13 protein-coding genes are annotated in these 14895 nt (G+C 70.4%); 4 read left to right on the top strand and 9 right to left on the bottom strand.

Annotated elements, in window-relative coordinates:
* Nucleotides 1-44 precede the first annotated feature (44 nt).
* The 3 genes from AB0A69_RS06125 to AB0A69_RS06115 are packed head-to-tail and all read left to right on the top strand — an operon-like array spanning nt 45 to nt 2981.
* On the top strand, nt 45-1094 hold the full coding sequence (locus AB0A69_RS06125; RefSeq protein WP_361416826.1) for a branched-chain amino acid ABC transporter permease: 1050 nt from the start codon (nt 45-47) through the stop codon (nt 1092-1094).
* Nucleotides 1091-2362, top strand: a complete 1272-nt coding sequence (locus AB0A69_RS06120) for an ABC transporter substrate-binding protein (RefSeq protein WP_361415846.1) — start codon at nt 1091-1093, stop codon at nt 2360-2362. The genes AB0A69_RS06125 and AB0A69_RS06120 overlap by 4 nt, the downstream gene beginning before the upstream one ends.
* 55 nt (nt 2363-2417) lie before the next feature.
* Nucleotides 2418-2981, top strand: coding sequence for a GNAT family N-acetyltransferase (locus tag AB0A69_RS06115; RefSeq protein ID WP_361415844.1), 564 nt, complete (start codon nt 2418-2420; stop codon nt 2979-2981).
* Between the two features lie 65 nt (nt 2982-3046).
* Here AB0A69_RS06115 and pssA read toward each other — a convergent pair whose 3' ends face one another.
* From pssA to AB0A69_RS06070, 9 genes are all read right to left on the bottom strand, one after another.
* A complete protein-coding gene (gene pssA / locus AB0A69_RS06110) occupies nt 3047-3910 on the bottom strand; it encodes a CDP-diacylglycerol--serine O-phosphatidyltransferase (protein WP_361416823.1) in 864 nt (287 codons plus the stop codon).
* Nucleotides 3903-4559, bottom strand: a complete 657-nt coding sequence (locus tag AB0A69_RS06105; protein WP_355363238.1) for a phosphatidylserine decarboxylase — start codon at nt 4557-4559, stop codon at nt 3903-3905. Before AB0A69_RS06105 ends, pssA begins: the two co-directional genes overlap by 8 nt.
* Before the next feature lie 168 nt (nt 4560-4727).
* On the bottom strand, nt 4728-5933 hold the full coding sequence (locus AB0A69_RS06100; protein WP_355363236.1) for an acyl-CoA dehydrogenase family protein: 1206 nt from the start codon (nt 5931-5933) through the stop codon (nt 4728-4730).
* A 2-nt stretch (nt 5934-5935) separates the two neighbouring features.
* Nucleotides 5936-6448: a MaoC family dehydratase gene (locus tag AB0A69_RS06095; RefSeq protein ID WP_361416820.1), complete on the bottom strand. Its 513-nt coding sequence runs from the start codon at nt 6446-6448 to the stop codon at nt 5936-5938.
* A 5-nt stretch (nt 6449-6453) separates the two neighbouring features.
* The gene (locus tag AB0A69_RS06090) at nt 6454-7416 is read right to left on the bottom strand and encodes a CoA ester lyase (protein WP_356645562.1); all 963 of its coding nucleotides are present in this window, start codon (nt 7414-7416) and stop codon (nt 6454-6456) included.
* Nucleotides 7413-9425 carry a protein meaA gene (locus AB0A69_RS06085; RefSeq protein ID WP_361415841.1) on the bottom strand — a complete coding sequence of 671 codons (2013 nt, stop codon included), beginning with the start codon at nt 9423-9425 and terminating at the stop codon, nt 7413-7415. The genes AB0A69_RS06090 and AB0A69_RS06085 overlap by 4 nt, the downstream gene beginning before the upstream one ends.
* Nucleotides 9426-9442: 17 nt before the next feature.
* Nucleotides 9443-10780, bottom strand: coding sequence for a crotonyl-CoA carboxylase/reductase (gene ccrA / locus AB0A69_RS06080; RefSeq protein ID WP_361415839.1), 1338 nt, complete (start codon nt 10778-10780; stop codon nt 9443-9445).
* A 411-nt stretch (nt 10781-11191) separates the two neighbouring features.
* Nucleotides 11192-12025, bottom strand: a complete 834-nt coding sequence (locus AB0A69_RS06075) for a TetR family transcriptional regulator (protein ID WP_361415837.1) — start codon at nt 12023-12025, stop codon at nt 11192-11194.
* 103 nt (nt 12026-12128) lie between these two features.
* Nucleotides 12129-13910, bottom strand: a complete 1782-nt coding sequence (locus tag AB0A69_RS06070; protein WP_361415835.1) for a 3-hydroxybutyryl-CoA dehydrogenase — start codon at nt 13908-13910, stop codon at nt 12129-12131.
* A 383-nt stretch (nt 13911-14293) separates the two neighbouring features.
* Here AB0A69_RS06070 and AB0A69_RS06065 point away from each other — a divergent pair, with 383 nt between their 5' ends.
* Nucleotides 14294-14884 carry an adenylosuccinate lyase gene (locus AB0A69_RS06065; protein ID WP_361416817.1) on the top strand — a complete coding sequence of 197 codons (591 nt, stop codon included), beginning with the start codon at nt 14294-14296 and terminating at the stop codon, nt 14882-14884.
* Nucleotides 14885-14895: the final 11 nt, after the last annotated feature.

Here is a 14895-nt window from a genome sequence, read left to right as displayed (position 1 = left end):
AAAGGAGCTCCAAGCGGCTCACCCGCCCGCGTACGTACGCGTGGGTGATCGCCACGGCCCTCCTCCTCGCCCTGCCCTTCTACCTCGACCGCTTCTGGCTGCAAGCCGGCCTCTTCGCCATGGCCGCCGCGATCGGCGCCGTCGGCATCAACCTCCTCACCGGCGCCACCGGGCAGCTGTCCATGGGGCACGCCTTCTTCCTCGCCGTCGGCGCGTACGGCTACTGCGCCCTCGCCGGGGACGGCACCGACGGGCTCGCCGGACTCGGCCTGCCCGGCTGGCTCGCCGCCGTCGGCGCGGTGGCGCTGGCGGGCGCGGCCGGCGGGCTGTTCAGCCCGATCGCGGGGAGGCTGCGCGGTGCGTACCTCGGTATCGCCACCCTCGCGCTGATCTTCATCGGCCAGCACGTGCTGTTCAACGCCCACGACCTGACCGGCGGCTTCAACGGCCGCGCCGTCCCGCCGCTCAGCCTCCTCGGCATCACCTTCGACGACACCGAGCTCATCGTCGCGGCGGTCCCGTTCGGCGCCGCCGAGAAGCTCTGGTACCTGGGCCTGGCGCTGCTCGCCGCGTCCGCCCTCTTCGCGCGCGGCGTGCTGCGCGGCAGGCCCGGGCGGGCGCTCAACGCCATCCGGGACCACCGCATCGCCGCCGGGGTGCTGGGCATCCCGGTCGCCCGCTACCGCGCGGCGGCGTTCGTGCTGTCCTCCATGTACGCCGGGCTCGCCGGGGTGCTGCTGGCGCTGGTCTTCCAGCGGACCGTGCCCGAGTACTTCGGCATGCTGCTCTCGCTGGAGTACCTCGCCATGATCGTCATCGGCGGTCTCGGCTCGGTGGCGGGCGCGGTGGCCGGCGGCGTCTTCGTCTCCCTGCTGCCGCAGCTGTTGAACCGCTACAGCGACGCCCTGCCCCTGGTCTCCGCCCCCGGCACGGGCGGCGTCGCCCCGGGCGAGGCCGCGCGCTACCTGTACGGCGCCGCCGTCGTCGCGGTGGTGCTCTTCCTGCCCGGCGGCCTGGCCGGCCTCGCCGCCCGGCGCCCCCGACGCACCCCCCGTACCGCACGCATCGCACGCACCCCAGCGGAGGAACGATGACCATATCCAGGCACCGGCAGCTCGCCGCCGCCCTCACCGCGCTCGTCGCCCTGACCGCCGGGGTCACGGGCTGCAGCGCCAAGGCGAAGACCGGCACGGACGGCGCGGCCGGCGCCGACGGCGTGAAGACCGGCGCGGGCGTCGACGCCAAGACGATCCGGCTGGGCGCGCTCACCGACATGACCGGCGTGTACGCCACCCTCGGCAAGAGCATCACCCAGGCCCAGCAGCTGTACGTCAAGCAGCTCAACGCCGCGGGCGGCGTCTGCGGGCGCACCGTGGAGCTCACGGTCCGCGACCACGGCTACGACCCGCAGAAGGCGCTGGCCGCGTACACCGAGCTGGAGCCGGAGGTGCTGGGCTTCCCGCAGTTCATCGGCTCGCCGTTCGTGGCGGCCGTGAAGCAGCGGGTCGACGGCCGGGACAAGGCGCTCGTGCTGCCGCAGGCGTGGTCGGCGGAGCTGCTCGGCAGCTCGTACATCCGGGTGATCGGCACCACGTACGACGTCGAGACGATCAACGCCGTCGACTTCCTGATGAAGGAGAAGGGCCTGAAGAAGGGCGACAAGCTCGGCCACGTCTACTTCGAGGGCGACTACGGCGAGAACGCCCTCCAGGGCTCGAAGCACATGGCGGGGCAGGCCGGGCTCACGGTCGTCGAGCAGAAGATCAAGCCGACGGACAACGACATGTCGGCGCAGGTGGCGGCGCTCAAGCAGGCCGGGGTCAAGGCGGTCCTCCTCTCCACGGGCCCCCGGCAGGCCGCCTCCTTCGTCGGCGTCGCCGCGGCCGTGAAGCTCGCCGTGCCGGTCATCGGCAACAACTCGGCCTTCTCCCCGCAGCTGCTCGGCACCCAGGCCGGGCCGGCGCTGGAGAAGACGTACTACGTCGCCACGCCCAGCCTGCCGATCGGCGCCGACACCCCGGCCGCCAAGAAGCTGGTGGCGGACTACCGCGCCGCCTACCCGAAGGACTCCCTCGACAACGGCGTCGTCGCGGGCTGGTCCGCCGCCGAGGTCTTCGGCGCGGTCCTGAAGAAGGCGTGCGCGGACAAGGACCTGACCCGCGAGGGCGTCGGCAGGGCGCTGCTGACCCTGAAGGCGCTCGACGGGGGCTTCGGCGTGACCCACGACTTCTCCGACCCGAAGGCGCCCTCCTCGCGGCAGACCGTCGTCTTCCAGCCCGACAAGTCCGTCCCCGGCGGCGCCCGGGTGGTGCGGCAGCCGGAGGCCGCACCCGCGGCGCAGGGCTTCACCCCGGGCGGCTGACCGGACGGGAGGCCCCCGTCACCGGGCCGAAACCCGGCCGTGTGAAGCTCGGTCCATGAGTGATCACACAGATCCCCACCACCGCATCGAGCCCCTCACCGCGCGGCGGATCCACGCCGACGCGGCCGAGGGGCTCGCCGCGCTCCTGGTCGACGCCGTCGACGGCGGCGCCTCCGTAGGCTTCCTCGCCCCGCTGAGCCCCGCGGAGGCGGCCTCCTGGTGGCGCGGCGCCGCCGAGGAGGCCGAGCGGGGCGTACGGGCCGTCTGGGCGTCGTACGGGCCCGACGGCGCGGTCTCGGGCGTGATCAGCCTGGTCCGGGCGGGCATGCCCAACCAGCCGCACCGCGCCGACATCGCCAAGCTCCTGGTCCACCGGGCGGCCCGGGGCCGGGGGCTGGGCCGCCGCCTGCTGGAGACGGCCGAGCGCGCGGCCGCCGCCGAGGGGCGCACCCTGCTGGTGCTGGACACCGAGACGGGCAGCGGGGCCGAGACCCTCTACCGGAAGGCGGGCTGGACGCGGGCCGGCTCGATCCCCGGTTACGCCCTCACCCCGGATGGCGTCCCGCACCCGACGACGTACTACTACAAGGTCCTGGAGCGTGGCCGGGACAGTGGCTGAGAGAGCGGAAGGGCCCGGGTGCTTGGGGAAGCACCCGGGCCCTTCTCACATCCGTACGACGGGGACTACGGCAGCTGCGCCGCCCGCGCCTCCCGGTTCACGCGCCGGTTGTCGCGGAAGGTGTTCACCCGCCGGGCCGTCGCGAAGAGGGGGATCACCGCGCCCAGCACGACCTGCAGCGCGCAGCCGGTCTGGAGCAGCAGCTGGCCGCCCGGCGCGTCGAACGCCCACGCCGCCAGCAGGCCCATCGCCCCGACGATCCAGCTGAGCATCGCCACCGCGAGGATGCCCCGCGGCTTGGGGTACTCGACCCGGCTCACCATCAGCCACGCCGTGCCGATGATCGCCAGCAGCGTCGGGATGAACGGCAGCTCCAGCAGCACGATCGAGACGACCGTCAGTGCGCCGAACGGGGACGGCATGCCCTGGAACATGCCGTCCTTCATGGTCACGCAGCTGAATCTGGCGAGCCTCAGCACCACCGCCAGCAGCACCACGATCGCGGCCACGGCCGAGACCTTCTGGTGGGCGTCGTCCGCGACCATCCCGTACACGAGTACGAAGTACGCCGGGGCGAGCCCGAAGCTGATCAGGTCGGACAGGTTGTCCAGCTCCGCGCCCATCGGCGAGCTGCGCAGCTTGCGCGCCACCAGCCCGTCGAAGAGATCGAAGATCGCCGCGAGGAGCATCAGGATCACGGCCGTGGCGGCGCTGTGCCGCGCCATGCCGGTCTCCTGGCTCCCCGTGAGGTGCGGGATCAGGATGCCGGTGGTGGTGAAGTACACCGCCATGAAGCCGCACGTGGCGTTGCCCAGCGTGAGGGTGTCCGCTATTGAGAGACGCAGCGACAGCGGCATCTCCTCGGCTTCCTCGACGATGTCCGCCTCGGCGTCGGCCACCCAGTCGGCCCGTGTGTCGGGATCAATCACGGTCAATTCGAGTCACCCCCGCGGTCGTGGTCTGACCGACCTCGACTGCGACGTCGACACCTTCCGGAAGGTAGATGTCAACGCGCGATCCGAAGCGGATCAAACCGATGCGCTCGCCCTGCTCGACCTTGGTCCCCTGCGGGACGTACGGCACGATGCGGCGCGCGACCGCACCCGCGATCTGCACCATCTCGATGTCACCGAGCTCGGTGTCGAAGTGCCAGACAACGCGCTCGTTGTTCTCGCTCTCCTTGTTGAACGCCGGCACGAAGCCGCCGGGGATGTGCTCCACCGACGTCACCGTGCCCGCCAGCGGGGCGCGGTTCACGTGGACGTTCAGCGGGCTCATGAAGATGGCGACCCGGGTGCGCCCGTCCTTCCACGGCATGATGCTCTGCACCACCCCGTCGGCGGGCGAGATGACCCTGCCCTGCGCGATCTCGCGCTCGGGGTCGCGGAAGAACCACAGCATGCCCGCCGCCAGCGCGGTGGTGGGCACGGCGATGGCCGCGGCACGCTTGGAACGGCGCGCGCGGGCAAGACTGAGTGCTGCGGTGGCGACGGTCGGCAGAAGCCACGGCGATGCTCCGCGAGCGATACGCACGCCAAATCGGCTGTCGCGAGGTGCAGAGGTTTGGCTGTGGGGCATGGATGACCTTCGTAGCGGATGATGCCGCGCGGATGCGGGGGACGGCGGCTTTTCGGCGATGCTATCGGTTGCGGGCCGCAACTGGGCAAGCCAGAAGCCGAGTCGGCGGCCGGAAGAGGATGACAGGGTGTGATCTTCTTCGCGGCCGAACCGACCTAAAAGCGACAATCAACCCTGGAACCGGTACTCCTCGAGCAGCCGACGCCCAATGATCATTTTCTGGATTTCGGCGGTACCTTCACCGATCAGCAGCATCGGAGCCTCTCGGTAGAGACGCTCGATCTCGTACTCCTTCGAGAACCCGTAGCCACCATGGATACGGAAGGCATCCTCCACGACCTCTTTGCAGTACTCGGAGGCGAGGTACTTCGCCATCCCTGCTTCCAGGTCGTTTCGCTCCCCGGAGTCCTTTTTGCGAGCTGCGTTGACCATCATGGCATGAGCGGCCTCAACCTTGGTAGCCATTTCGGCCAGCTTGAACTGGATTGCCTGGTGCTGAGCGATCGGCTTCCCGAAAGTGTGACGTTGCTGGGCATACGAGACACCCAGCTCGAAGGCACGCTGAGCGACGCCACAGCCGCGCGCCGCCACGTTCACGCGCCCCACCTCGACGCCGTCCATCATTTGGTAAAACCCTCGGCCGGTGACCCCACCGAGCACACGATTGGCCGGAATGCGCAGTCCGTCCATGATGAGCTCGGTGGTGTCGACCCCCTTGTAGCCCATCTTGTCGATCTTCCCCGGGATGGTCAGGCCGGGCCGGACCTCTCCGAAGCCGGGCTCCTTCTCCACGAGGAAGGTCGTCATCGACTTGTGGGGGGCGGTGCCCTCGGGGTGTCCTTCGTCACTTCGGACGAGGACGGCCACGAGCGTTGACGTTCCGCCGTTCGTGAGCCACATCTTCTGGCCGTTCAGGACGTACTCGTCGCCGTCCTTGACCGCCTTCGACGTGATCGCCGACACATCGGAGCCGAGCCCCGGCTCCGACATCGAGAAGGCGCCCCGCACCTCGCCGGCCGCCATCCGGGGCAGGAAGGTGTCCTTCTGCTCCTGCGTGCCGTGCTGCTTGAGCATGTACGCGACGATGAAGTGGGTGTTGATGATGCCCGAGACGGACATCCAGCCGCGCGCTATCTCCTCCACGCACAGCGCGTACGTGAGCAGGGACTCGCCCAGCCCCCCGTACTCCTCCGGGATCATCAGGCCGAAGACACCCAGCTCCTTCAGACCGTCGACGATCGCCTGCGGGTACTCGTCGCGGTGCTCCAGCTCCGTGGCGACCGGGATGATCTCCTTGTCGACGAAGTCCCGGACCGTGGAGAGGATCTCCTGCTGGACATCGGTCAGACCGTGGGTCTGGGCGAGTCGGGCCATGGCTACTTCTCCTGCACCTTCGGTTCCGGGCGGCCCGGCTGCTCGCCGCCGCGCTCCTTGATGTACTGCTCGGTCGGCACCATCACTTTGCGGCGGAAGACGCAGACCAGCGTGCCGTCCTGCTTGTAGCCCTTGGTCTCGACGTACACGATCCCGCGGTCGCTCTTCGACTTCGACGGCGTCTTGTCGAGGACGGTGGTCTCGCCGTAGATGGTGTCGCCGTGGAAGGTCGGCGCCACGTGGCGCAGCGACTCGATCTCCAGGTTGGCGATCGCCTTGCCGGAGACGTCCGGCACGGACATGCCCAGCAGGAGCGAGTAGATGTAGTTGCCGACGACGACGTTCTTCCCGAAATCCGTCGTCTTCTCCGCATAGTTCGTGTCCATGTGGAGGGGGTGGTGGTTCATCGTCAGCAGGCAGAAGAGGTGGTCGTCGTACTCGGTGACCGTCTTCCCGGGCCAGTGCTTGTAGACGGCACCGACTTCGAACTCTTCGTAGGTACGGCCGAACTGCATGGTGCTCACGCCTCCGGGGCTTCGAACTTCGACGTACGGGTCATGCCGGCGGCGCGGCCCTTGCCGGAGATGACGAGCGCCATCTTGCGGCTGGCCTCGTCGATCATCTCGTCGCCGAGCATCGCGGAGCCCTTCTTGCCGCCCGCCTCGGACGTGTAGTACTCGTACGCGTCCAGGATCAGCTCGGCGTGGTCGAAGTCCTCCTGGGAGGGCGAGAACACCTCGTTCGCCGCGTCGACCTGACCCGGGTGGAGCACCCACTTGCCGTCGAAGCCGAGCGCGGCGGCGCGGCCGGCGACCGCGCGGAAGCCGTCCACGTTCTTGATCTGAAGGTACGGGCCGTCGATCGCCTGCAGATCGTTGGCGCGGGCCGCCATCAGGATCTTCATCAGGATGTAGTGGTACGCGTCCGCCGGGTAGCCGGGCGGCTGCTCGCCGACGACCAGCGACTTCATGTTGATGGAGGCCATGAAGTCCGCCGGGCCGAAGATGATCGTCTCGATGCGCGGCGAGGCCTGCGCGATCGCGTTGACGTTGTTGAGGCCCTGGGCGTTCTCGATCTGCGCCTCGATGCCGATCCGGCCGACCTCGAAGCCCATCGTCTTCTCGATCTGGGTGAGGAGGAGGTCCAGCGCCACGACCTGCTCGGCGGTCTGCACCTTCGGCAGCATGATGCAGTCGAGGTTCGGGCCCGCACCCTCGACGACCGTGACCACGTCGCGGTACGTCCACTCGGTGGTCCAGTCGTTGACCCGCACGACCCGGGTCTTGCCCGTCCAGTCGCCCTCGTTGAGGAACTTGACGATGGTGTGCCGCGCCTCCGGCTTGGCGAGCGGCGCGCACGCGTCCTCCAGGTCCAGGAAGACCTGGTCGGCGGGGAGGCCCTGGGCCTTCTCCAGGAAGCGCGGGTTGGAACCGGGGACCGCCAGGCACGAGCGGCGCGGGCGGAGACGGTTGACGGTCGTCATGCGGGGACCTCCACAGGGTCGAGCTTGTTCGCTTTCCGGATCTCGTCGACGATACGGCCGATGATCTCCGTGATACCGAAGTCCTTCGGCGTGAAGACGGCGGCCACGCCCGCCCGCTTCAGTTCGGCGGCGTCGGCGTTCGGGATGATCCCGCCGACGATCACCGGGATGTCCGACGCGCCGGCCTCACGCAGCCGGGCCAGTACGTCGGGGACCAGCTCGGCGTGCGAGCCGGACAGGATGGACAGTCCCACGCAGTGCACGTCCTCCGCCAGGGCGGCGTCCACGATCTGCTCGGGCGTCAGCCGGATGCCCTGGTAGACCACCTCGAAGCCGGCGTCCCGCGCACGCACCGCGATCTGCTCGGCACCGTTGGAGTGCCCGTCCAGGCCGGGCTTGCCGACCAGCAGCCGCAACCGCCCCGCGCCCAGCTCGGACGCCGTCCGCGTCACCTTCTCGCGTACGGCGGCGAGCGGGGTGCCCTCCTCGGCGGCGACCGCCACCGGCGCGGACGACACGCCCGTCGGCGCCCGGAACTCGCCGAAGACGTCCCGCAGCGCCCAGGCCCACTCCCCGGTGGTGACGCCCGCGCGGGCGCACTCCAGGGTCGCGGGGAACAGGTTCTCGTCCCCGGCCGCCGTCGCCTTCAGCCGGGCCAGGGCCTCCTGGGCCCGGCCCTCGTCGCGGTTGTCGCGCCACTCGTGCAGCTTCGCGACCACGCGCGCCTCGTTGGCCGGGTCCACCGTCATGATCGCGGTGTCCAGGTCGGCGGTGAGCGGGTTGGGCTCGGTCGTCTCGAAGATGTTGACGCCGACGATCTTCTCCTCGCCGGCCTCGATCCGGGCCCGCCGCTCGGCGTGCGAGGAGACCAGCTGCGACTTGAGGTAGCCCGACTCAACGGCGGCCATCGCGCCGCCCATCTCCTGGATCCGCTCGATCTCGGCGAGGCACTCGGTGACCAGGGTGTCCACCTTGGCCTCGATGACGTGCGAGCCGGCGAAGATGTCGTCGTACTCCAGCAGGTCGCTCTCGTGCGCCAGCACCTGCTGGATGCGCAGGGACCACTGCTGGTCCCAGGGGCGGGGCAGGCCCAGGGCCTCGTTCCACGCCGGGAGCTGCACGGCACGGGCGCGGGCGTCCTTCGACAGCGTCACGGCCAGCATCTCCAGGACGATGCGCTGGACGTTGTTCTCCGGCTGCGCCTCGGTCAGCCCGAGCGAGTTGACCTGCACGCCGTAGCGGAAGCGGCGCTGCTTGGGGTCCTCGATGCCGTACCGCTCGCGCGTGATCGTGTCCCAGATGCGGCCGAAGGCGCGCATCTTGCACATCTCCTCGATGAAGCGGACGCCCGCGTTCACGAAGAAGGAGATCCGCGCGACGACGTCGCCCTTCCGCTCCTCGGGCACCTGCCCGGAGGCGAACACCGCGTCGAGGACGGCGATCGCCGTGGACATGGCGTACGAGATCTCCTGGACCGGAGTGGCGCCCGCCTCCTGCAGGTGGTAGCTGCAGATGTTGATCGGGTTCCACTTCGGGATGTGGTTCACCGTGTAGGTGATCATGTCGGTGGTCAGGCGCAGGGACGGACCCGGCGGGAAGACGTGCGTCCCGCGCGACAGGTACTCCTTGACGATGTCGTTCTGCGTCGTCCCCTGGAGCCTGGTGATGTCCGCGCCCTGCTCCTCGGCGACCACCTGATAGAGCGCCAGCAGCCACATGGCGGTGGCGTTGATGGTCATGGACGTGTTCATGCGCTCCAGCGGGATGTCCTGGAACAGCCGGCGCATGTCACCGAGGTGCGAGACCGGGACCCCGACCCGGCCCACCTCGCCGCGGGCGAGGATGTGGTCGGGGTCGTACCCGGTCTGCGTCGGCAGGTCGAACGCGACCGAGAGGCCGGTCTGGCCCTTGGCGAGGTTGCGCCGGTACAGCTCGTTCGACGCCTCCGCCGTGGAGTGACCGGCGTACGTCCGCATCAGCCACGGCCGGTCCTTCTGACGCTCTGTCATCTAGGAAACCTCAGACCTCAGACGTTACGGAAGCGGTTGATGGCGTCGATGTGCTGGTCCCGCATCTCCTGGTTCTTCACGCCCAGGCCCTCCTCGGGGGAGAGGCACAGCACGCCGACCTTGCCCTGGTGGAGGTTGCGGTGGACGTCGTACGCGGCCTGACCCGTCTCCTCCAGGGAGTACACCTTCGACAGGGTGGGGTGGATCTTGCCCTTGGCGATCAGGCGGTTGGCCTCCCACGCCTCGCGGTAGTTGGCGAAGTGGGAGCCGACGATCCGCTTCAGCGACATCCACAGGTAGCGGTTGTCGTACTCGTGCATGTAGCCGGAGGTGGAGGCGCAGGTGGTGATGGTGCCGCCCTTGCGGGTGACGTAGACGCTGGCGCCGAAGGTCTCGCGGCCGGGGTGCTCGAAGACGATGTCGATGTCCTCGCCGCCGGTGAGCTCGCGGATGCGCTTGCCGAAGCGCTTCCACTCCTTGGGGTCCTGGGTGTGCTCGTCCTTCCAGAACTTGTAGCCTTCGGCGTTTCGGTCGATGATCGCCTCGGCGCCCATGGAGCGGCAGATGTCCGCCTTCTGGTCGCTGGAGACGACGCAGATGGGGTTGGCGCCGCCGGCCAGCGCGAACTGGGTGGCGTACGAGCCGAGGCCGCCGCTGGCGCCCCAGATGAGCACGTTGTCGCCCTGCTTCATGCCGGCCCCGTTGCGGGAGACCAGCTGGCGGTACGCGGTGGAGTTCACCAGGCCCGGTGCCGCCGCCTCCTCCCAGCTGAGGTGGTCGGGCTTGGGCATCAGCTGGTTGGACTTGACGAGGGCGATCTCCGCCAGGCCGCCGAAGTTGGTCTCGAAGCCCCAGATGCGCTGCTCGGGGTCCATCATCGTGTCGGAGTGGCCGTCGGGGCTCTCCAGCTCCACGCTCAGGCAGTGCGCGACCACCTCGTCGCCCGGCTTCCAGGCGTTGACGCCGGGGCCGGTGCGCAGGACGACGCCCGCGAGGTCGGAGCCGATGATGTGGTACGGCAGGTCGTGGCGCTTGGCGAGCGGCGAGACCTTTCCGTAGCGCTCCAGGAAGGCGAAGGTCGAGACCGGCTCGAAGATCGACGTCCACACGGAGTTGTAGTTGACCGAGGACGCCATGACGGCCACCAGGGCCTCGCCCGGGCCCAGTTCGGGCAGCGGAACGTCGTCGAGGTGCAGCGACTTGCGCGGGTCCTTCTCGCGCGTGGTGAGACCGGCGAACATCTCGGTCTCGTCCTTGTGCACGGTCACCGCGCGGTACGACTCGGGGAGCGGCAGTGCGGCGAAGTCGGCGGCGGTGGTGTCCGGCGACTGGATCGCGTCCAGGATTTCCTTCACGGTGTTGCCTCCGGCGAAGAAGCGTCTTGAGGGGAAGACGCTGGGTTGAACGTCGGGGAAGTGCTGCTCTGGGAGGTGTGTGCCGTCGGTTCGGCGGGTGGTGCTCGGCTTGGCAGCGCTGGGTGGTGCGCGAAGAGTGCCTGTGACGCAGGCGTCCGGGCGCGCGACAACGATGTTGTGCGGGGACAGCCGGCGTACGAGAAGTTCTCTGCACGCCGGCCGCCCGGACACCATCAACGTATGACACCGCGTGCCAGGCCGCAAGACACTGAGTGCCAACAATTTCTCTCAGATGTCATCTGCCGGTCACAGATGAGCGATGATCGATCGGGAGGGGATTTTCCGGCACGCCAAACGCCCGCCGGGCTCGACGGTGACGTCGAGCCCGGCGGGCGTGGGGAAGGAGAGCGGCTAGCCGTGTTCCTTCAGGGTGCGCTCGATGCTGCGCATGATCTCCTCCAGCGGCGCGTCCGTGCGGGCCACCGTCACCAGCACGTCGCCGGTGGTGCTCGCCGTCGCGGCGGGTGTCGGCGCCGGGGCGCTTCCCGCGCCGGAGCGGCCGGCGCCTATGCCGGTGCCGAAGGTCTCCCGGACGATCGCGAAGGCGTGGTCCAGCTGCGCCTCCACGTCACCCTGCCCGCCGGCCCGCAGCCAGCGGCGCAGTACGTGGTTGTGCGCCGTGACCACCGCCGACGCGGCCACCTCCGCCAGCAGCGGGTCGTCGTTGCCGTCGTGGTGGTCGCGTTCGTCGAAATGGCCCAGCAGATAACGCGTGAACAGCCGTTCGTAACGGGCCACCGAGGCGATCTCACGCTCCCGCAGGGTGGGCACCTCGCGGGTGAGGCGGTAGCGCGCGACCGAGACCGAGGGGGACGCCGCGTACATCTTCATGACTTCCTTGATGCCCCGGCAGACCGTGTCCAACGGGTGCTCGTGCGCCGGGGCGGCGTTCAGCACCGCCTCCGCGCGCACCAGGGTGTCGTCGTGGTCGGGGAAGATCGCCTCTTCCTTGGAACGGAAGTGGCGGAAGAAGGTCCGGCGGGCGACCCCCGCCGCGGCGGCGATCTCGTCGACCGTCGTCGCCTCGTACCCCTTGGTCGCGAACAGTTCCATGGCCGCGGCCGCGAGCTCGCGGCGCATCTTGAGCCGCTGCGCGGCGGCGCGGCTGCCCGCGGCACTCTCCGGGGCGTCGGACGAGGAGGCGGCACGAGGGGGTCGGCGGGCGGCATCAGCGGGCTGGGACATGACCTGAACGTACTGCATCGGTGCAGGAGACCGCGCCTGTGGGGCCGGGCTGCCCGACCGCTCGGCCGCCCCGCCGAGCAGCCCGCCCCACTCCCCGTACGGCTCAGCGCCGGGCATATTCGCGGAAACCGCGCCCCGTCTTCCGGCCCAGGCAGCCGGCCGCCACCAGGTGCTCCAGGAGGGGGGCCGGCGCCAGGCCGGGGTCGCGGAACTCGCGGTGCAGCACCCGCTCGATGGCGAGCGAGACGTCCAGGCCCACCACGTCCAGCAGCTCGAAGGGCCCCATCGGGTAGCCGCCGCCCAGCCGCATCGCGGCGTCGATGTCGTCGAGCGAGGCGTAGTGGTTCTCGACCATCTTGATCGCGTTGTTCAGGTACGGGAAGAGCAGCGCGTTCACGATGAAACCGGCCCGGTCACCGCAGTCCACCGGGTGCTTGCGGATCTTCGCGGTCACCTCGCGGACGGTGGCGTGGACGTCGTCGGCGGTCAGGACCGTACGGACGACCTCCACCAGCTTCATCGCGGGCGCCGGGTTGAAGAAGTGCATCCCGATCACGTCCTGCGGGCGCGAGGTGGCGCGCGCGCAGGCGACCACGGGCAGGGAGGAGGTGGTGGTGGCGAGCACCGCGCCCGGCTTGCAGACCTTGTCGAGCGTGGCGAACAGCTGCCGCTTGACCTCCAGGTCCTCGGCCACCGCCTCCACGGCGAGGTCGACGTCGGCGAAGGCGTCCAGGGAGCCGGCGGGGGTCACGCGGGCGAGCGCCTCGTCGGCCGCCTCGGCGGTCAGCCGGCCCTTCTCGACGGAGCGCGCGAGCGACTTCGCTATCCGCCCCTTGGCCGTCTCGGCCTTCTCGAGCGAGCGGGCGGCCAGGACCACGGCGTACCCGGCCTTCGCGAAGACCTCCGCGATGCCGCTCGCCATGGTGCCGGAGCCCGCGACGCCGACGGAGCGGACCTCGCGGACCTCGCCCGTGGCGGCCGTCTCCGAGGGCGTGAGCGCGTCGCGCACCACGACGCCGCTGCCCGGCTCCTCGTACGTGTAGAAGCCCCGGCCCGCCTTACGGCCCGTCAGGCCCGCCTCGCTCAGGTGCCGGAGGACCGGCGCGGGGGCGTGCAGGCGGTCGCCCGACTCGGCGTACATCGCGTCCAGGACCGTACGGGCCGTGTCGATGCCGATCAGGTCGAGCAGGGCGAGCGGGCCCATCGGCAGGCCGCAGCCCAGCCGCATCGCGGCGTCGATGTCCTCGCGGGAGGCGTACTTCGACTCGTACATCGCCGCGGCCTGGTTCAGGTAGCCGAAGAGGAGGCCGTCGGCGACGAAGCCGGGCCGGTCGCCGACGGCGACCGGCTCCTTGCCCAGCTGGTGGGCGAGGTCCGTGACGGCGGCGACGGCCTGCGGGGCGGTCAGCACCGAGGACACCACCTCGACCAGCTTCATCGCCGGGGCCGGGTTGAAGAAGTGCAGGCCCAGCACGCGCTCGGGGTGCGCGGAGTCGGCGGCGAGCCGCGTGACCGACAGGGCGTTGGTGCCGGTGGCGAGGATCGCGTCCGGGCGGACGATGCCGTCCAGCTCCCGGAAGACCTGCTGCTTGAGCTCGTACGACTCGGGCACGACCTCGATCACGAGGTCGGCGTCGGCGGCGGCCCGGAGATCGGAGAAGGTGCGGAAGCGGGCGAGGATGTCGCGCCGCTCCTCCTCGGTGATCCGCTCACGGGCCACGGAGCGGGCGGTGGCGGCCTCCAGGCAGCCGACGGCGCGGCGGGCGGCGGCCTCGCTGACGTCGATGCCGACGACCTCACGGCCCGCCCGGACGAGAACCTCGGCGATGCCGGAGCCCATCGTGCCCAGACCGACGACGGCGATGGTGGAGAGAGGGGTGTCCATCACGGGACTCCAGGGATGAGTGACGACTGAATGAGGGGCGCGGGCGCGCACGGCGGCGATGCGTGCGGTGCGGTGCCTCGCGGAGCGCGTGCGTTCTCGGCGTGAGCGCGAGTGCACATGCGGGTGCGTTCGCGCTGCCGCGCGTCGCGCGCGGGTCGCGGTGAAGAAGCGACGGACCCTGTCCCGGAGCCACGTCGTACAGAGGTGCCAGGTGTGCCGAACCGACGGACACGGCGCTCGCGGCGGCTGCGTCACCAGGCCGCCGTGAGTGCGTTCGCGGGTGTGTCCCGCTCACTTGAGATTAACCGGCGGGTAACGAGCGCGCCAGTCCTGGGAACTCCCCGGTCAATGTGACGCTCGCTACGCTGACGGCCATGACGGCCGTGGATGAGGAATTCCGCTCGCTCGTGTACCGGTTGCGGGACGAGGCGGAGGGGTCGGGCGCGTCGGACGCGTACGAACGGCTCGTCGCCGTCGACGACCCGGAGGAGCTCGCGGCGGTGCTCACGCGGGGTGGCCAGCCGCTGTGGGCGCGCGAGCTCGCGGCGTTCCGGCTGGGGCTCGCCGGTGACCGGCGCGCCTTCGAGGCGCTCGTGCTGCTGCTGAACCACCGGGACCCGGAGCGCTGCGTCTCCGCCGCATACGCGCTGGCGCGGCTGGGCGACCCGCGGACGGCGCGGGCCGCCGCCGCGCTCGCCACCAACGAGCTGCGCGTCGCCTACGCGCTCACGCCGGTACGGCTGTTGGCCCGGCTGCGGGCGCCCGAGTCCGTACCGGCGCTGGTCACGGTCCTGGAGCGGCGCCTCGCCGACCCGGCCGACCCGTACTGGCGGGTGGCGGTCGCCTGCGCGGAGGGCCTGGGCGCCCTGGGCGACGCCCGCGCCCGGCCGGTCCTCGAAGCGGCCCGCCTCCGCCCGCGCCTGGCCCCGGCCGCCACGGAGGCGCTCACGCGCCTGGGGCGGCCGGGGCCGTAGGGGGTGTCGTG

Source organism: Streptomyces sp. NPDC045431 (assembly GCF_040646655.1).
In the GTDB taxonomy this organism is placed as follows: Bacteria; Actinomycetota; Actinomycetes; order Streptomycetales; family Streptomycetaceae; genus Streptomyces.
Note: the sequence above shows the minus strand (reverse complement) of the source record. Positions and strands in the feature narration are given on the sequence as shown.